16 protein-coding genes are annotated in these 16,634 nt (G+C 67.0%); 9 read left to right on the top strand and 7 right to left on the bottom strand.

Annotated features, from left to right (window positions below; genetic code table 11):
• Positions 1-34 precede the first annotated feature (34 nt).
• A complete protein-coding gene (locus L6Q67_RS15795) occupies positions 35-1,060 on the bottom strand; it encodes an extracellular solute-binding protein (protein ID WP_296571350.1) in 1,026 nt (341 codons plus the stop codon).
• A 73-nt stretch (positions 1,061-1,133) separates the two neighbouring features.
• Entirely contained in the window at positions 1,134-1,454 is a 321-nt protein-coding gene (locus L6Q67_RS15790) for a YkgJ family cysteine cluster protein (RefSeq protein WP_296571347.1), read from the bottom strand.
• A gap of 248 nt (positions 1,455-1,702) precedes the next feature.
• Between L6Q67_RS15790 and L6Q67_RS15785 the strand changes: the two genes are divergently transcribed.
• The 5 genes from L6Q67_RS15785 to L6Q67_RS15765 are packed head-to-tail and all read left to right on the top strand — an operon-like array spanning position 1,703 to position 7,062.
• Positions 1,703-3,868, top strand: a complete 2,166-nt coding sequence (locus L6Q67_RS15785; RefSeq protein WP_296571344.1) for a TonB-dependent siderophore receptor — start codon at positions 1,703-1,705, stop codon at positions 3,866-3,868.
• Positions 3,868-4,824: an alpha/beta hydrolase-fold protein gene (locus tag L6Q67_RS15780; RefSeq protein WP_296571341.1), complete on the top strand. Its 957-nt coding sequence runs from the start codon at positions 3,868-3,870 to the stop codon at positions 4,822-4,824. The genes L6Q67_RS15785 and L6Q67_RS15780 overlap by 1 nt, the downstream gene beginning before the upstream one ends.
• A 9-nt stretch (positions 4,825-4,833) precedes the next feature.
• The gene (locus tag L6Q67_RS15775; protein ID WP_296571338.1) at positions 4,834-5,106 is read left to right on the top strand and encodes a hypothetical protein; all 273 of its coding nucleotides are present in this window, start codon (positions 4,834-4,836) and stop codon (positions 5,104-5,106) included.
• 1 nt (position 5,107) lies between these two features.
• The gene (locus L6Q67_RS15770; RefSeq protein ID WP_296571335.1) at positions 5,108-5,389 is read left to right on the top strand and encodes a hypothetical protein; all 282 of its coding nucleotides are present in this window, start codon (positions 5,108-5,110) and stop codon (positions 5,387-5,389) included.
• 17 nt (positions 5,390-5,406) lie between these two features.
• Complete coding sequence (locus L6Q67_RS15765) at positions 5,407-7,062, top strand: PepSY domain-containing protein (protein WP_296571332.1); 1,656 nt, start codon at positions 5,407-5,409, stop codon at positions 7,060-7,062.
• A 17-nt stretch (positions 7,063-7,079) separates the two neighbouring features.
• Here the strand turns inward: L6Q67_RS15765 and L6Q67_RS15760 are convergent, their stop codons facing one another.
• Positions 7,080-7,430 carry a YafY family protein gene (locus L6Q67_RS15760; RefSeq protein ID WP_296571329.1) on the bottom strand — a complete coding sequence of 117 codons (351 nt, stop codon included), beginning with the start codon at positions 7,428-7,430 and terminating at the stop codon, positions 7,080-7,082.
• Between L6Q67_RS15760 and L6Q67_RS15755 the strand changes: the two genes are divergently transcribed.
• Positions 7,423-7,596, top strand: coding sequence for a hypothetical protein (locus L6Q67_RS15755; RefSeq protein WP_296571324.1), 174 nt, complete (start codon positions 7,423-7,425; stop codon positions 7,594-7,596). The genes L6Q67_RS15760 and L6Q67_RS15755 overlap by 8 nt on opposite strands.
• A gap of 64 nt (positions 7,597-7,660) precedes the next feature.
• Here L6Q67_RS15755 and L6Q67_RS15750 read toward each other — a convergent pair whose 3' ends face one another.
• Both L6Q67_RS15750 and L6Q67_RS15745 read right to left on the bottom strand, forming a co-directional pair.
• Positions 7,661-8,965: a DUF2325 domain-containing protein gene (locus L6Q67_RS15750; protein ID WP_296571322.1), complete on the bottom strand. Its 1,305-nt coding sequence runs from the start codon at positions 8,963-8,965 to the stop codon at positions 7,661-7,663.
• 214 nt (positions 8,966-9,179) lie between these two features.
• Positions 9,180-10,100 (bottom strand): bestrophin family protein, encoded by a 921-nt coding sequence (locus L6Q67_RS15745; protein ID WP_296571317.1) that lies wholly within the window; start codon positions 10,098-10,100, stop codon positions 9,180-9,182.
• Between the two features lie 450 nt (positions 10,101-10,550).
• Here L6Q67_RS15745 and L6Q67_RS15740 point away from each other — a divergent pair, with 450 nt between their 5' ends.
• The gene (locus L6Q67_RS15740) at positions 10,551-11,120 is read left to right on the top strand and encodes a hypothetical protein (RefSeq protein ID WP_296571311.1); all 570 of its coding nucleotides are present in this window, start codon (positions 10,551-10,553) and stop codon (positions 11,118-11,120) included.
• Positions 11,121-11,224: 104 nt separating this feature from the next.
• On the opposite strand, the gene L6Q67_RS15735 is transcribed toward L6Q67_RS15740, so the two are convergent.
• Positions 11,225-13,570 carry a fatty acid cis/trans isomerase gene (locus L6Q67_RS15735; protein ID WP_296571308.1) on the bottom strand — a complete coding sequence of 782 codons (2,346 nt, stop codon included), beginning with the start codon at positions 13,568-13,570 and terminating at the stop codon, positions 11,225-11,227.
• A gap of 225 nt (positions 13,571-13,795) precedes the next feature.
• Here L6Q67_RS15735 and L6Q67_RS15730 point away from each other — a divergent pair, with 225 nt between their 5' ends.
• Together L6Q67_RS15730 and chrA are read left to right on the top strand one after the other, a co-directional pair.
• Positions 13,796-14,734, top strand: coding sequence for a chromate resistance protein ChrB domain-containing protein (locus tag L6Q67_RS15730; RefSeq protein ID WP_296571305.1), 939 nt, complete (start codon positions 13,796-13,798; stop codon positions 14,732-14,734).
• The gene (chrA, locus tag L6Q67_RS15725; protein ID WP_296571303.1) at positions 14,731-16,095 is read left to right on the top strand and encodes a chromate efflux transporter; all 1,365 of its coding nucleotides are present in this window, start codon (positions 14,731-14,733) and stop codon (positions 16,093-16,095) included. The genes L6Q67_RS15730 and chrA overlap by 4 nt, the downstream gene beginning before the upstream one ends.
• Here the strand turns inward: chrA and L6Q67_RS15720 are convergent.
• Complete coding sequence (locus tag L6Q67_RS15720) at positions 16,085-16,594, bottom strand: GNAT family N-acetyltransferase (RefSeq protein WP_296571301.1); 510 nt, start codon at positions 16,592-16,594, stop codon at positions 16,085-16,087. The two genes, chrA and L6Q67_RS15720, sit on opposite strands and share 11 nt — an antisense overlap.
• Positions 16,595-16,634 lie beyond the last annotated feature (40 nt).

The following is a 16,634-nucleotide window of genomic DNA, read 5'->3' as shown; positions in this document are numbered from 1 at the left end:
GCCTTTACGGTATTGCGGTGCGCCTTGCGCCGGCTTAGCGGAAGCCGGCCCGGTCGTAGATCTTCTGGGCTTCGACCACGGTGTCGGCGAGCTTGCCCACCGGCAGGGTGTCGGTCTTGAAGTTCTTGCCCATGGCGTCGAGGCCGCGGTTGGAGACCTTCACGCCGGCCACCACCGGCCACTCGTTGTTGCCGTTGGCGAAGTAGTCCTGGGCTTCGGGGGAGGCCAGATATTCCAGGAACTTGACCGCGGCTTCCTTGTGGGGGGCGGTCTTCAGCATGCCGCCACCGGAGATGTTGATGTGGGCGCCAAAGCTGGACTGGTTGGGCCACACCACGCCGATGCGCTCCACGGCCTTCTGGTCTTCGGGCTTGGTGGACTTGAACATGCGGGCCAGGTAATAGGAATTGACCAGGGCCACGCCGCATTCGCCGGCACCGACGGCCTTGATCTGGTCGGTATCGCCGCCCTTGGGGGCGCGGGCGAAGTTGGCCACCAGGCCACGGGCCCATTCCTCGGTCTTGGCGGCGCCGATGTGCTGGATCAGCGCGGAACCCAGGGACAGGTTGTAGGGGTGGTTGCCGGAGCGGGTGCACACCTTGCCCTTCAGCTCGGGTTTGGCCAGGTCTTCGTAGTTGCGTACCTGGTCGGCCTTTACGTCGAGCTTGTTATAGACGATGACCCGGGCGCGGGTGGAGAAGGCGAACCAGCGATTGGTGTGCAGGTGCGCCGGAATGGCGGCCTTGAGCGCCGGGGAATCGACGTCGGCGAAGATACCGTACTGGTCGGCGGCGGCCAGACGGGCGGCATCCACGGTGATGAAGACGTCGGCCGGGCTGTTCTTGCCCTCGTTGCGGATGCGCTCCAGCAGCTCTTCTTCCTTGCCTTCGATGCGGTTGATCTTGATGCCGGTACGGGCCGTGAAGTTGGTGTAGAGCGCCTCGTCCGTCTGGTAATGGCGGGCGGTGTAGAGGTTCAGCTCGGTATCGGCGGCAAGCGCCGTATTGCCCAGGGTGACGCTGGCAGCCAGCAGGGTGGCGAGGGTTTTCAGCTTGGTCATGGTGGGGTCGATGCTGGAAAGGTAGGAAACCTGATCGATGTTATCGAGACTTGTTGCTGTTTGCAAATGCAAGTCATTCGCAAATTACCGCAGGCAGCCCGTGCTTTGTACGGGCTTTGGCGCATTGGCTGTCGCCGGCCTCCACCTCGCGGCAGGGGGAGGGGCGCTGTTCGTAGATGCGGCATTGGGTTGCGTCGCCGACCTGGCCGGCGAGGGCGATGCAGTGGGGCTGCGCCTGGTTGGTGCCGGCCATGCAGCTGAACCAGGCATTGACCTGCTCGGTAAGTTGTTCAGGCAGGCCGCGGGCCTCGCCCTCCGACCAGTAGAAGGACACCCGGAAGCTGGCGCAGCAGGCGCCGCAGTCCAGGCAGGGGTTGGGGGCGGCGTGGCGCATGAAACAGGCAGTGCGATGTGTGATGGGAGGTGGATTCTGGCATGCCATCACGGGTGATGGACGGGCGGTTGCGTCCCGCCGTTTTGGGGCGCCGGTCAACTCACGGCATTGAAATGATAATTGTTATCATTTAAAGTGGCGGCTTTCGTTGAGCGGTCGTGGTGCCATCCGGCCCGTACATCCTCAGCTTTCCGCACAAGCCAGCCGCCGCCAGCCAGTGTTTCATCCATTCAAGGAGAACAGAAAACATGGCGCTGCGAATGACTCCGGTCGCGCTGGCAGTGAGTACGATCGTGTGTCCGGCATTGGTGCTGGCTCAGGGGGCTGGAGGTGGAGAGGGGGAGGCCACCCTGTCGGCGGTCAAGGTGTCGGTGGATGCGGAGCGTGTGTCCGATCTGCCCGCGCCCCATGCGGGTCGTCAGGTGGCGCGTGGGGCCCGGCTTGGCGCCCTGGGTAACCAGGACGTGATGGAGGTGCCCTTCAACATCACCAGCTACACCGCCGAGTTGATCGCCGATCAGCAGGCGCGCAACGTGGCCGATGTGATGGCCAATGATCCGTCCGTGCGCTTTACCACCTCGAACGGCCACGCCTACGAGAACTACCGTATCCGCGGCTTCGACGTGAGCGCCTCGGAGCTTGCCCTCAACGGCATGTTCGGGCTGGCGCCCACCGGCCATGCGCCCCTGGAGGCGGTGGAGCGGGTCGAGGTGCTGAAGGGGCCGGGTGCACTGTTCAGCGGCATGGCGCCGGGTGGCGGTGTGGGCGGGGTGATCAACCTGGTGCCCAAGCGCGCTGGTGACGAAGCCCTGAACCGTGTGTCGGTGGGCTATCAGTCCAAGAGCCAGTTTGGAACCACTCTGGATGTGGGGCGCCGGTTTGGCGAGGGCAAGGAGGCGGGCCTGCGCATCAACGGAGCGTTCAATGACGGCGACACGGATCTGGATGGTCAGTCCAAGAAGCGCGAGTTCGTGTCGGCAGCGGCGGATTACCGGGGCAAGGCCCTCAAGGCGTCCGTGGATGCCTACTACAGCAAGGAATCCTTCTCGGGCGGGACGCCGGCCATGTACTGGTTTCAGGCGACGACGCCGGTCCCCGACGCCCGCAGCCCCCGCACCAATCTCTTCCCCGGTGCCAGCGGCACCCTGGAGAGCAAGGCCGTAGTGGCGCGGGCGGAGTATGAGTTCAATCGTTTCCTGACGGCCTTTGCCGGCCTGGGGGTGATGGATTTCGAGTCGGTCGGCTTCATCAACGGCACCCATGCACGCAACATCGCCGCCAACGGCAACTTCACCGCGACAACCAACGGTACCCGCGCCTACACCGACAGTGTCTCGTCCGAGCTCGGACTGAGGTCCCAGTTCGCGACGGCCGGGGTCGGGCATGAGCTCGTCCTGCATCTGACCAATCTGGAGCAGGAGAGCGGTTCGGCCACCAATTCGGCGGCGGGGGTCACGTCGAACATCGACTCGCCCTTGACGACCCTGGTCATGCCCCGGGCGCCGACCCGGGCGCCGAAAACCAGTGACACGACCCTGTCCAGCCTTGCGCTGGTGGATACCGTGTCCTTCCTCGATGATCGGGTCCGCCTGACCCTCGGCCTGCGCAATCAGAACGTCAAGACCCTCAACTACAGCGCGACCAGCGGCGCGGTGACCGCCAGGTACGACAAGAGCGTCGTCACCCCGGCGCTGGCGCTGGTGGTGAAGCCCTGGGGGCCGTCGATCTCCCTGTATGCCAACTATGTGCAGGGGCTGAGCCGCGGTGACACCGTGTCGGACACCCTGGCGACCAACCGGAACTTCGTCTTCGCCCCTTACAAGACCGAGCAGAAGGAGCTGGGCGGCAAGTGGAGCGCCGGGGGCTTTTCGAACACCGTGAGCTTGTTCGAGATCACCAAGCCGACCATGGTGGCCATCGGCAGCAGCGCCAATCCCACCTACACCGACGAGGGCGAGAAGCGCGTGCGTGGGGTGGAATGGAACACCTTCGGCGAACTCACCCGCTCGGTCCGCCTGCTGGGCGGGCTGGCCTACACGAAGGGTGAGCAGACGCGCACGGCCTACGACCGCTACAACGGCAACGAAGCCATCGGTGCCCCCCGCTGGCAGGGCAATCTGGGCAGCGAGTGGGATACGCCCTGGCTTTCCGGCCTGACCCTCAGTGGGCGTGTCACCACCACCAGCAGCCAGTACCTGGACGCCGCCAATCAGCAGCAGATTCCCAGCTGGACGACGGTGGACGTGGGTGCCCGCTACGTGACCCGGATGGAGCAACGCCGGGTGGTGCTGCGCCTCAACATCAACAACCTCTTCGACAAGCACTACTGGTCGGGCAGCTTCAGCGACAGCTTCTCCATGGCGACCCTGGGCGCGCCGCGCACCGTGTCGGCCTCGGCGACCTTCGACCTGTGATGAGGCGGATTCGACGCCTCGTGATGGGTGTGTCGGCCGGTGTCCTGCTGGGGGCCGCAGGGCTCCCGGCGACGGCGGCCGACGCAGTGGCAGATAGGGAGGCCGAGTGGTCCGGCGTGGTGCTGCCGGCTGCCCGCCAGACGGACATCAAGGCTCGGCAGACCGGGCATGCGTACCGGATCTTCGTGTCCGTGCCCGCGTCACCGCCGCCCCCGGCGGGCCATCCCGTGCTCTATGTGCTGGACGCCAACGCGGCCTTTCCGGTTGCCGCCTTCCTGGCCCGCAGCGCAGCCGCCCGCCGGGAGGTGACCGGCCATGTGCCGCCCCTGGTGGTCGGGATCGGCTACCCGGGCGATGCGGACTTCGACACCGCTGCCCGCCGGCGCGACTACACCCCCGGCGGTGCTGCCGCAGGGGCTGACGATGGCGGCGGCGGAGCGGATCTCTTCCTCGACTTCATCGAGGGGGAGCTGAAGCCCTTGATCGAGGCGCGCCACCCCGTGGACCGGACCCGCCAGGCGCTCTTCGGGCACTCCTTCGGCGGTCTGCTGGTGGCCCATGCGCTGCTCACCCGGCCGGACAGTTTCTCCACCTTCATCGCCTCCAGTCCGTCGATCTGGTGGCGTGAGCACTGGGTCGTGAAAGGGCAGTCTGCCCGCCAGGCGCGAGGCGGCCCGCCCCGGGTGCAGATCAGCGTCGGCGCCCTGGAGGACGACCCCCCGAAGGGCAATTACCCCCCCGACCTGCTGGCCCTCATCAAGAGCCGAAGCATGATTCCGGAAGCCCGGGCCCTCGCCCGTCAGCTGCAGGCGCAGCCCGGCGGGCAGGGCAGGGTGGTCTATCACGAGCTGGCCGGCGAGGACCACGGCCCCGTCTGGCTGCCCGCGATGAGCCGGGGCGTTCAGTTCTTCCTGGAGCAGCCCTGGCCTGGCACGCCCCCTTCTACACCTGACTGATTCCGACGCATGAACCTCCTCATCCTCACCGGGCTCCTTGCCGGCATTGCGGGCTGCGCCTGCCTCTATCTGGCCTCGCCCAATCAGCGCTGGCGGGTCACTGCCCTGCCGGTCATGCCGGCGCGCGTTGCGGGGGTGGCCTTGATCGTCCTGGCCTGGCTGGGCCTTGCCGGTGCGATGCAGCGGCTGACAGCCAGCTTTGTGCTGATCACCCTCCTGATGCTCGTCCTCGCGGTGCTGCCCTATGTCGGGGCCCTGCGCGGCATGGGGCGGGAGCGCTGACATGGCCGGTTCCTCCCATCCGCCGATTCAGCGAGACTGGCTTTCCAAGACCCTCGCCGGCCTCGTGCTCGGGGCGGTCCTGGCGTTTGCCCTGAGCGGCCTCTTCTCCCGGCTCAATGCCGGCATGCCCCTGTCCGTCCGGGGGCAGCTCGCCATGTGGATGGTGCCGCCGATCTGGCTGGGGGTGCTCAGCGGGGTCTATTTCTTCTCCAGCGGGCTGCGGGCCTGGCTGTGGCTCGGCATGGCCGCGGCCGGGCTGGCCGGCGCCTTCTACCTGCTCTGATCCTTGGGGCCTGAATCATGAGAACCGAGTTCGTCCGTATCTACAAAGCGGTCCATACCTGGACCGGCATCATTGCCGGCATGGCCTTGTTCATCGCCTTCTACGCCGGTGCGTTGACGGTCTTCAAGGAACCCCTTGCCCGCTGGGCGGCCCCGCCGGCGGCCATGCCGGCCGTGGCCCTGGAGGACACGCCGCAACTCATCGCGCGGGTCCTGGCGGCAGACCCTATGGCGGCCAGGGACTTCACCATCCATCTGACGGACACCGAGCAGGTGCCCGGGCGCATGGGCTGGCAGGTGCGTGATCCGGATGCGGATGAGCATGACGAGACCTCGGTCCGTCATTACGCGGCGACCCTCGATGCCGATGGGCAGGCGCGCATCGAGTCTGTCCATCCCTCCCAACTGGCGTCCTTCATCGACGTGCTTCACCGGGTGGTGGGCCTGCCGGTGGACAGCGACCCGAATCGCTGGGTGATGGGGATTATTGCCGTGCTGTATGCCCTGGCCCTTGTCTCGGGTGTCGTGGTGCTGCTGCCGTCCCTGGTCAAGGATTTCTTTGCCCTGCGGGTGGGCAGGAACCTGAAGCGGATGTGGCTGGATGCCCACAACGTGGTGGGTATCGTCAGCCTGCCCTTTCACCTGGTCATGGCGTTGACGGCGGTGGTGTTTGCCTACCACGACGGCATTTACGTGGTGCAGGACAGCGTGATCCACGACGGAAAATGGGGCACTGCCTTTCAGCGGCCGCCGCCGTCTACGGCTGCGCCCACGCGGGACCCGGCGGCCATGTTGCCGCCCCTCGAACTGGTGGCTCGGGCGAAAGCCTTTGCGCCGGGCTTCGAGCCGACCCTGCTGCAGTACCAGCAGGTGACGGGGCCGCGGGCGGTGGTGCGGGTGTGGGGCAAGGATGCGGCGGCCGTTTCGCCCCGGGCACGGGGCGGTTTTGCGGCGCTCGACCCGTACTCGGGCAAGGTGATCGGCAACGATTTTCTGCCCGGCCGGCAGAGCACGCCCAATCTTTTCATCAGCAGCTTCTTTGCGCTGCACATGGCCGCGTTTGGCGGAACACCGGTGCAGTGGATGTACTTTGTGCTGGGGCTGGCCGGCGCCTGGCTCTTTTACAGCGGCAATCTGCTGTGGGTCGAAAGCCGACGCCGCAAACAGCCGCGGAGTGGTGGGGGCGTGCCGGCGCAAAGGCGGGACGTGCGCCTGCTGGCTGCCGCCACTGTCGGTGTTTGCCTCGGCTGTGTCTGCGGCATCTCGGTGAGCATCGTCGGGTCCAAGTGGGCTTACGGGCTTGTCGGCGATGCCGATGCCTGGCTGCGGCCCCTTTATTACAGCTGCTTCTTCGGGTGTATCGCGTGGGCCTTCATGCGCGGCGCGGCGCGGGCCGGGGTGAGTCTGCTGTGGCTGGCGGCGGCGTCCACCCTGGCGATTCCGCTCACGTCCTGCGTTGCCGTGCTCATGCCGGGCCTGAACATGTGGGCCCACACCTCCCCGTCCAGCCTCGGGGTGGATATGACGGCCTGTGTGGGCGCGCTGGCTTTCGGCTGGATGGCGAAGGCGGCTGCCCGCCGTGCCCGGCACGGAGCACCGGACAGCGTGTGGTCAGGGAAGCAGGAGGGTGGGCTTGGGGAAGGGGCGCCGGGAGCGGGCGTGCAGGCGAAGTAAGGGGCCGGAATGGCGCCTCAGGCGGCATCCTCACAGCTCTCGTCCTTCACGGCCTGGAGGTAGCGGGCGAGCATGCCGGTGCTGTCGAAGGTGTCGGCCAGTGGGGTCGCCTCGGCGATACGGTCCAGGCGGAAGCTGCGGAAATCGCCCCGCAGCTCGCACCAGGCCCCGAGGGTCCAGGTTTCGCCCCAGAACACCAGCCCCAGGAGCTGGATGATCCGCTCGCTGCGGGCACCATCGGCCCAGCTGCGCACCATGCGGCTGCCCAGGGACAGGGCCACCAGCTCTTCCGGGTCGAACATCAGCGGGGTCAGGCGGTAGCCCGGGCGCAGCAGGTAGCCCACCCCGGCCTCGCCATTCGTGGTCATCTACCTCGACGGCGGTGACGATCTGTCTATCCCCCTGGCCCGGGCCCAAGCTGCCGGCGGCAAGGTGCTGATGCCGCCGACCCGGCTGTCGCCCGAGATCGGAAGCATCGCCATGCTTGCCGACAGCGAGGGCAACCGCATTGGCCTGCACGCCCCGGCGCGTTGATCAAAGGTTTGGGGAGAAGGGTGGGGTGGCTTGCTCCTGCCATCGCGCCCGGTGCTCCGCGGCACTAGCCGTGTCTGAGGCAGAAGTGCGGGGCGGCCGTGCCGCCGTTCGGGCAGGCGCCACCCGCGTCGAACAGGCTCACGGCGGCCATGAAGCTGGCAAAGCTGGCAGTGCGGAGGGCCCGATACGGAACCCCATGGCGTTCGCAGGCGCGCTTGAGCAGCGTGACGGCGTTGTGGGCTACGCAGTCCACAGGAAAGACGACCAGGTCGGCCCCCGCCATGGCGCTGGGCAGCAGGCTGCGCCTGTCCTCCACGCCGCCATCGTGGATGATCAGCTCTCCACCCGACGATTTGACATAGCTGGCGATGGTCTGGGTGGAATGGGGACGCCCGCCCACATAGACAATCCGCTTGCCTTCCAGCCTGACTTTGGGGGCCGGCGTGGTGCCGGGGTGCTCCAGGGGAGAGGACAGGTGCCTGTCGAGGGCATTCAACTCGACCCGCATGTCGTCGGCTCGCGTCTTCCATTCCTGAAGGGAGACCGTCAGTGAGTGGATCCGGGCCTCGGCATCGCCCAGTGCGCTCTCCAGGCGGTGGGTCTGGGCGTGATGGTGGGCGATGCTCTGGTCCCTGGCATGGAGGGCGCTGTCGAGGGCGCGGATCTGTTCTTCCAGGGCCAGGCTGCGCTTGTCCAGCGGGATTTCCGTTCGTGCCCTGGCCTGACGCTGCAGGGCCTCCCGCTCCATGGCCAGCGCCTGGAGCCGGCCCTGCTGCCGCTCGATCTTGTCTTGCAGCCGGGTGTTTTCTTCTTCCAGGGCCTGCAGGCGGTGGATGTCGGCGCGATTGGCGGCGCCCACCAGGTGGGAGAGCATGTGCACCTCGCCAAAGGCGAGCTGGCGCAGATATTCGGTTGCGGCGGGGTGGGTCATCAGGGCCCAGTAGGCACCCGGCACGTCACCGGCCTTGAGACATTCCGACCAGGCTGCCTTGAGCTCGTCAGCCGACTTGTAGCGGTTGAAGCGTTTGATCTCCGGAGCGTAGCGGGTGTCCAGCAGCTTCTGGAGCGCTTTCGATCCGGCCTGGGATTCGCTGGAGAGGCGGACGGCCATGTGGTGGATCTCGAGATCGCTGGCCTTGCGGTCGACGTCGGTGAAGCGGGGTACCAGTTTGCGCAGTTCGCCGGTGCCCAGGCAGGTGCCGATCAGCGAACAGTGAAAGTGGCCGTCGAGCTCCATCAGTCTTGCCCGTCGAGGCGTCGGCCGGCCTTCGGGCAGCGCAGCCGGTTGTCCGAAGGCGCTGTTGATCCAGTCTGGGGTGGTCGTGCCGCTGTCCGTGACGAACAGGGGGGATCTGTCGGGCAGATGCATGATGGGCCTCACGCAGCGTGTTTCAGGAGCGCCGGGTGGGGGGCAATTCCCGGGGCAGGTGACGGGTGGACGGAGGGCATCGGCTGACGCTCCTTGGTGCAGGTGGATGCCTGCCGGGTATGTCGATATGTAGTCGACTATACAGCGATTTGCCGGGCAGTTGAAACCGGTCTGACGGGTTTCCCCGGGGAGAGATCCGTCGCGCCGCGTGGCCTTACATCAGCACGAAATCCACCGGCTCCAGGGGCGCGGGCAGCGGGCTCAGCCCCCGCGCCTCAGCCAGGTCGATCTCGATGTTGCGGGTCATCGCGTCCAGGGGCAGGTCGTTCTGGGCCGTGCCGAAGGGTTCTTCCAGCTCGTCGCCAAGGGCATCCAGGCCGAAGAAGGTGTAGGCCACCAGGGCGGTGAGCAGGGGGGTGGCGTAGCCCAGGGAGTGCACCACGCCGAAGGGCAGCAGCACGCAGAAGAGGTGGGCGGTGCGGTGCAGCAGCAGGGTGTAGGCGAAGGGCAGGGCGGTGTGGCGGATCCGCTCGCAGGCGCCCTGGATGGCGGTGAGCTGGTTGATGTGCTCGGCCAGGCCCATGTAGGTGATCGAGTCGAGGCGGCCGGGCCGGCGGGCGTCGAGCAGCAGGTCGGTGATGCGGCGCAGCAGGTGGTCGGGCGGATTGCGGGCGGTGGCCAGTGCGGCGAGTTCGCTGGCGCTCAGTTCGCCTGCCACGGCGTCGGCGACGGGGCGGTCGCGCAGGCGGGCGGTGAGGGCCTTGATGAAGGCGGTGGCGAGGCGCAGCAGCTCGCGGCGCTGGTGGCGGCCGTCGGCATCACAGTCGAGGATCTGGCTGTCGCGGGCCAGGCTGCGCATCACCACCAGCAGGTTGCCGTAGTGCTTGCGGGCTTCCCACCAGCGGTCATAGCAGGCGTTGTTGCGAAAGCCGAGGAACAGCGACAGGGAAATGCCCAGGAAGGTGAAGGGGCCGCTGGCGAAGTCGGGAAAGCGCGGGCCGGTGAAGGTGGCGACGACCGTGACCAGGGTGGCGACCACGGTGACGAACAGCACCTGGGGGAAGATCAGGGGAATGATGGAGCCCTTCCAGATGAAGAAGAGCTGACGCATGGTGGGGCGGGGGCGAACGATCATGGGCAGTGGGGGCTGGATGAATGGACGACGGCTCCGCAGGGCGGGGCCAATTAGCGTTCCTGCGGGCGGTTCTTCAGCGCAAGGGGTGCAGGGGGCGGCTGCCGGCGGGGCTGGTGGGGTTCATGGCGCGTTCTTGTGGGAGATGGACCCGGCCTGGCTTCGTGGGCGTGAGGCAGCTACTTTAGCTTAGTGCGAAATGCTGCACTGCACAAATCGCCTGATTCAATGCCGGGATAAGCCCGGCTTTTGCCGCGTCTGCCGGAGCGCTGTGGTGGGGTGGTGTTCTTCCGGGTAGGTGGGTTTCGTTAAATTTGTCACGCTCGCGGCAGGGAGCCGACCCGTGTCCAGGTAGCGTGCCGTCATCATGACGACAGATTGCCCACCGCGGCGGCTGCGCGCTTCCGGGTGGGCCCGTGTTGTCCGATGACCTTTCCAGGAGACGTCCCCCCCATGAATGCCCGTGCTGTTTCCCGAGTCCTTGCTCCCATCATCCTGACCCTGGCGTCCGGTTTTGCCGGCGCGGCCTGTGTGCCGGTGCTGGGCACCGTCCGCCTGCTGCCCGATGCGGCCTGCCAGATCAACACCCTGGGCAGCCAGGTGCCGGCCTACCAGAACCAGTGCTTCAGCGTGGCCCTCAATCTGGTCGGCTTTCCGGCAGCCACAGGCTATGCGGGCGTGACGGCCGAGCCGCTGGTGGGCCTGGCCGGGCCCACGGCGACGCCGGCAGCCGTGGTCGATGCAGCCACCTCGCTGCCGCGGCAGAGCATCCAGACCGCCCGCAGCGTTGTTTACATCGGTTCGGGCAAGCAGCGCACGGCGCTCTACAGCAATGATGTGATCGTGGCCCAGGTGAAGCTGGCTGCCGATGGTTCCATGAGCACTGGCGCCGTGACCGAGCAGATCCTGATCTCCGGCTCGGACGGCAAGGGCGCTTACGCCAATGTCACCGGCAACCTTGTCGTGCTGGGCAGCAGCATCGGCACGGCAGCCTCGGTCACCGGCAAGCTGTGCCTGCCCTGACGGGGCGCCGCACAAGGGCCTGACCGGGGCCCGGGGATGAACGCCGTCCCCATCCGGTGGTGTCGGCAGGGGCAGCTTCGGCTGCCCTTTGTCTTGGTGCTTGTTCAGCGATTGTCGAGGCGGCTGTAGTCGAGGATGGCCGCCTGGCGGGGATCGGTGTTCTGCCAGTAGTCGTGGATGGCGTCGCTGATGCGCCAGAAGCGCGCGTCGGTGCGACGGATGGCGAAGCGCTGGTAGAGGCGCTGCACATCGTCGTCGTCGGCCAGGTTGCGCACCGTTCGCACAAAGCGCGGCAGCTCGTCGGCGTCCAGGTGGAAGATGGCGTTCGGGTAGGCCCCGACGAAGCCGTCGAGGACGATCAGGCTGTCTTCATCGGGCAGGCGCCGGGCGGCTTCGTCGAACAGGCTGGCCACGTTGCTGTGGGCGCTGTTGCGCAGCAGGGACAGGACGCGGACATGCCCCTTGCCGTTATGCACCACCAGCAGGCTGTGCTCGGGCATCCTTGAGGCGCTGCGGCCGGTGATGCTGTTGAGGCTGCGCAGCTGAGCCACCTGCTCGGCCTTCAGCCCGTTGGGGGCGAGGTCGAGGCTGGCGGGGCGCACCGGACGCAGGTGGCGGTGCACATTGCCGTAAAGCTCGCCCAGGGTATCCGCGGTGCGGTAACGCATGCCGCTTTCACCGGGAAAGTAGCTGCGGGCGTCGGCAAACTGGCGGATCCGCGGATCAGGCCGGCCCCGGTACCAGTGGTCGAGCACCCGCTGGCGATGCTTGAGGGGCAGCATGGTGAGGAAGTTCTCCTCACCTTCCATGCGCAGAAAATCCATGTACAGGCGGGTGGCGAGCTGGTGCCCGGTGTTGCCATACACGTCGAAGCCGGCCACCAGCAGGTAGTGCATGCGTTCGAACAGAGGGTAGCCCATCAACAGCACCGTCTGGGGCTGCTCGCCGGCCAGGCCGCGGATCACCGAGGCGCTGTCGAAATGACGGAACACCGTAAGGCCGGCATTGGGGTTGCGCCCGTCGCCGTTCCACAGATCGGTGACCTGCGGCTTGAGGCGCGGAAAACTGGCCATGTAGCTGCTCTTGGTTTCCAGGTAGCGCCGCTCGGCCCGGGCGTATTTGTTCCAGGCCAGGATGCCGGTGCTGCTGTCGTCCTCGGCGGGCATGCGCAGGTTGGGGCGGGTGGCGTCGAGCAGGCCCTGGGTGTCGCGGGCCACCTCGCTCTCCGGCGAGTAGAAGAGCACCCAGAAGTGATCGTTGATCACGTTGAGCGCCACCTGGCCGCGGCACACCGGCCCCTTCATGAAGCCCATCACGGTAAAACTGGCATCGTCGAGCATGAAGCGGTAGCGGGCATCCACCGGCAGCGCCCTGAAGGTGACGAAGGGGTTGGAGGCGGTTTTCGGGTCGTAGCCGGGCAGGCGGTTCACGGCGATGGGAGCGTCGAAAAACCACTTCTTCAAGCGGCTGCGGCGGGCCTCGTCGAGGGCCAGGGGCATGTGGGTCTTGGCCACCAGGGTCTCGTCGCTGGGGCGCAGGCGGTAATACACCCGGGCCACGCCGGGGTCGTCATAAGGGCGGCGGGTGGCGACGACGTCGATGGGCTGGCCAGGGGCGCTGCGGCTGCGCACCAGCTCGAAGCGGTACTCGGGCTGCTCGTCGATGTAGAGCTGGCCGATGTACCAGTGTTCGTAGATGTAGCGGGCTGCCAGCTGGTCGCGCAGGCTGTCGCCGTTGAGCAGTGCCTCCCATTCTTCCACCCGCGCCTGCACCCGGGCCGGCAGCGGTGCCCGGGGGCTGAAGGGGGCGCCAGCTTCGATCCAGCGGCTCAGGGTGTCGTGTTCCGCCGGGCTCAGGGCGGGCAGGCCGAAGGGCATGCCCCATTCCGGATGCTCCTTCTCGAAATCGGCCATGCCCTCGATGCGGGTGCAGGATTGCGGCCGGTCGAGGGCGAAGTTGAAGCGGTCGGCGGGCTGGGGGCCGCTGTCGGGCCCCGGGTTGCGCTGCTTGAGGGCCAGGATGCGGTACAGCACGCTGGCGTCCCGGTTGGCCTGAGGGGTGGCAGCCCGTTCGTTGAGTACCGGGTGGAAGCCCTTGTCACGCCAGGCCGCGTTGCTGGTGGCGTCGAAGCCGAGGCGGGTCGGATTGGCAGCGAGCAGGCGCGCGTCGGCATACACCTTGTCGGGGTTGGCGCCACGGGTGATGCCGTCGTGACGGGTCAGCTTGAGCTGGCAGGGGGCGTCGTAGCAGGCATGACAGGCCACACAACGACGTTCGAGGATGGGACGCACGCGGGTCTGGTAGTCGGGGGCCTCGGCGGGCGCTGTTGCGGGCCGGTCGAAGCGCGCCGGATCGGGGCGGCCGAGCTGGCGGTCGAGCTGGACCTGGGTGACAACCGTGGTACAGCCGGCAAGAAGGATCAGGAACAGGAGGTGGACAAGCGCACGCATCGGGTCAGGGGGGGCTGGCGAGTGCGCGGATTGTGCCGGATTCTGCCCGCCCGTGCCGGTGGGTGGGGCGAGGTGCGCCCGGCAGGATCACCCGATGGGGGAGCGGAACGGGTTTTCTGGCGGCATCGATAGCGCTTGGAGGGCCCCTGAAAGCCCGCTCCGCCTCGCTGATGTAGATGAAGAACGGCCATGTAGAAATATCTACTATTAAGGTAGAGTGTGCTCATGAATACATGGATTGCGCTCATTACCAGCCTTCCCACCGAGAACGCCACGGCCCGCATGCGTGCGTGGCGCAGCCTCAAGGCGTCGGGTGCCGCTGTGCTGAGGGATGGTGTCTATCTGATGCCGGAGCGGGAAGCCTGCCGGAATACCCTGGACAAGGTTGCGACGGATGTGCGTGCCGCGGGCGGAACGGCACTGGTCGTGCGCGTCGAGGAGCCCCGTGACGGCAACTTTGCGGGGCTCTTCGATCGCAGCGCAGACTTTGCAATCTTGCTGGGCGATATTGCGGCAGCCCGGAGCACGCTCAGCCCCGACACGGCCGACGAGGCCCTGAAGCACGCCCGCAAGTTGCGCAAGACCTTCGGCAATCTGGCGGCCATCGATTTTTTCCCCGGTGAAGCGGGGAAACAGGCCGACGAGGCCTTGCGTGACCTCGAACAGCGGGCGGCCTGGGCCCTGTCGCCCGATGAGCCGCGGCCGGTTAATGAGGCGATCGCCCGCCTTGGCATCGGGGATTACCAGGGGCGCCTCTGGGCAACCCGCCAGCGCCCCTGGGTGGACCGGCTGGCCTGCGCCTGGCTGATTCGCCGCTGCATCGATCCGCAGGCCAGGCTGCTCTGGCTGGCGACGCCGGCCGATTGCCCGGCCGACGCCCTGGGTTTCGATTTTGACGGCGCGACCTTCACCCACGTGGGGGGCCGCGTCAGCTTTGAGGTGCTGCTGGCCAGCTTCGGCCTGGAATCGCCCGCCCTGCAGCGCTTCGGGGCGCTGGTGCACTTCCTGGACGTGGGCGGTGTGCAGCCGCCGGAGGCGGTGGGCATCGAGTGCGCGCTGGCCGGCCTGCGCGACACCGTGTCTGACGACGACCAACTCCTGGCCCTGGCCGGCATTATTTTCGACGGACTCCTGGCCTCTTTTGAGAAAGGCCCGAAATCATGAATCCAAGCCTGACGGCAAAATCTGAAGCACCTGATACCCGGGCGGCAGAAGTCAGCTTATGGCAAGCCTTCCTGTTCTGGCTCAAGCTCGGTTTCATCAGCTTCGGCGGCCCGGCGGGGCAGATTGCCATCATGCACGAGGAGCTGGTGGAGCGCCGGCGCTGGATCTCGGAGCGCCGCTTCCTGCATGCGCTCAACTATTGCATGGTGCTGCCCGGGCCAGAGGCACAGCAACTGGCCACCTACATCGGCTGGCTGATGCACCGGACCTGGGGCGGCATCGTTGCCGGCGGCCTGTTCGTGCTGCCTTCGTTGTTCATCCTGATTGGCCTGTCGTGGGTCTATATCGCGTTTGGTGATGTGCCGCTGGTGGCGGGTCTGTTCTTCGGCATCAAGCCGGCGGTGACGGCCATCGTGGTGCAGGCGGCGCACCGCATCGGCGCCCGGGCCCTGAAGAACAATGTGTTGTGGGCGATTGCCGGCGCGTCATTCGTCGCCATCTTTGCCCTCAATGTTCCCTTTCCGGCCATCGTTGTCGCGGCCGCCGTGATCGGCTACTTCGGCGGGCGCATGGCACCGGAGAGTTTCAAGGCCGGGGGAGGGCATGGCAAGGCGGACAAATCCTTCGGGCCGGCACTGATTGATGACGACACCCCGACGCCAGAGCATGCCCGGTTTGCCTGGGGTAGGCTGGTGAAGGTCGCGCTCATCGGCAGCCTGCTGTGGCTGGTGCCGATGGGGCTGCTGACGGCCGCTTTTGGCTGGGGCCATACCCTGACGCAGATGGGCTGGTTCTTCACCAAGGCGGCCCTGCTGACTTTCGGCGGGGCGTACGCCGTGCTGCCCTATGTTTACCAGGGAGCGGTCGGCAACTATGGCTGGCTGACCCCGACCCAGATGATCGACGGCCTGGCTTTGGGCGAAACGACGCCGGGGCCGCTGATCATGGTCGTCACCTTCGTCGGCTTCGTGGGTGGCTACGTCAAGGCCGTGTTCGGCCCGGACAGCCTCTTTCTGGCGGGGGCGACGGCGGCGATGCTGGTCACCTGGTTCACCTTTCTGCCTTCCTTCGTGTTCATCCTGATGGGCGGGCCCTTCATCGAGACGACCCACAACGATCTGAAGTTCACCGGGCCGCTCACCGCCATCACCGCGGCGGTGGTGGGCGTCATCCTGAACCTGGCGCTGTTCTTCGGTTATCACGTCCTGTGGCCGAAGGGTTTCGCGGGCGGGTTCGAGTGGGTGTCGGCGCTCATCGCCCTGGGGGCCGCGATGGCCCTGTTCCGTTTCAAGGCGAACGTCATCCACGTGATTGCCGGCTGCGCGCTCGTCGGCTTTGTGGTGAAGACCTTCATCCTGTGAGCCTGGCCATGTAGGCCGCATCCTCGCCGTAACCCGCAAGCCGTGCAGCCAGCGCCTCATCGACGGGCACCCGGGCGAAGCCATGGCGGGCCCACCAGGGGGCGGAGCCCTGGATGGCGATCAGGCTGGCGCGGGGGAGCGGCAGGCGGGCCAGCGCCGACAGGAAGGCCTGCACCAGCGAATCGGCGGCGCCGCTGCCGCGGGCTGCGGGATCAACCGCCAGGTCGTGCAGGTAGAGGGTGTCGGGCTGCCCGGGGAGGTGGCATTCGGTGGCGTCCAGGCAGGGCGGGGCGTCGAAGCGCCAGGGCAGGGCCAGCAGGTAGGCGACGATCTGCTCGCCCCGGCAGGCCACAAAGCAGGTATCGGGGGCGGCCGCCAGCTTGGCGCCCATGGACGCGGCGGATTCGGGGACGATGGCGCTGTAGCAGCGGGCCTGGATGTGCAGGATTGCCGGCAGGTCGGCAAGGCGGGCGCTGCGGATGAGGGGGGATGTGGACACGGGCGGATCGGGGGAGGGCGTGGGATTGCGCCGGATTATC

The organism is Zoogloea sp., assembly GCF_023150065.1.
Taxonomy (GTDB): Bacteria; Pseudomonadota; Gammaproteobacteria; order Burkholderiales; family Rhodocyclaceae; genus Zoogloea.
Note: the sequence above shows the minus strand (reverse complement) of the source record. Positions and strands in the feature narration are given on the sequence as shown.

Bases quoted from the DNA above. Each gene is read 5' to 3' on its own strand.
- L6Q67_RS15735 (WP_296571308.1), bottom strand. From the start codon at position 13,570: ATGCGTGCGCTTGTCCACCTCCTGTTCCTGATCCTTCTTGCCGGCTGT.
- L6Q67_RS15790 (WP_296571347.1), bottom strand. From the start codon at position 1,454: ATGCGCCACGCCGCCCCCAACCCCTGCCTGGACTGCGGCGCCTGCTGC.
- L6Q67_RS15770 (WP_296571335.1), top strand. From the start codon at position 5,108: ATGGCCGGTTCCTCCCATCCGCCGATTCAGCGAGACTGGCTTTCCAAG.
- L6Q67_RS15780 (WP_296571341.1), top strand. From the start codon at position 3,868: ATGAGGCGGATTCGACGCCTCGTGATGGGTGTGTCGGCCGGTGTCCTG.
- L6Q67_RS15785 (WP_296571344.1), top strand. From the start codon at position 1,703: ATGGCGCTGCGAATGACTCCGGTCGCGCTGGCAGTGAGTACGATCGTG.
- L6Q67_RS15740 (WP_296571311.1), top strand. From the start codon at position 10,551: ATGAATGCCCGTGCTGTTTCCCGAGTCCTTGCTCCCATCATCCTGACC.
- L6Q67_RS15775 (WP_296571338.1), top strand. From the start codon at position 4,834: ATGAACCTCCTCATCCTCACCGGGCTCCTTGCCGGCATTGCGGGCTGC.
- L6Q67_RS15745 (WP_296571317.1), bottom strand. From the start codon at position 10,100: ATGATCGTTCGCCCCCGCCCCACCATGCGTCAGCTCTTCTTCATCTGG.
- L6Q67_RS15795 (WP_296571350.1), bottom strand. From the start codon at position 1,060: ATGACCAAGCTGAAAACCCTCGCCACCCTGCTGGCTGCCAGCGTCACC.
- L6Q67_RS15750 (WP_296571322.1), bottom strand. From the start codon at position 8,965: ATGCATCTGCCCGACAGATCCCCCCTGTTCGTCACGGACAGCGGCACG.
- L6Q67_RS15760 (WP_296571329.1), bottom strand. From the start codon at position 7,430: ATGACCACGAATGGCGAGGCCGGGGTGGGCTACCTGCTGCGCCCGGGC.
- chrA (WP_296571303.1), top strand. From the start codon at position 14,731: ATGAATCCAAGCCTGACGGCAAAATCTGAAGCACCTGATACCCGGGCG.
- L6Q67_RS15765 (WP_296571332.1), top strand. From the start codon at position 5,407: ATGAGAACCGAGTTCGTCCGTATCTACAAAGCGGTCCATACCTGGACC.
- L6Q67_RS15730 (WP_296571305.1), top strand. From the start codon at position 13,796: ATGAATACATGGATTGCGCTCATTACCAGCCTTCCCACCGAGAACGCC.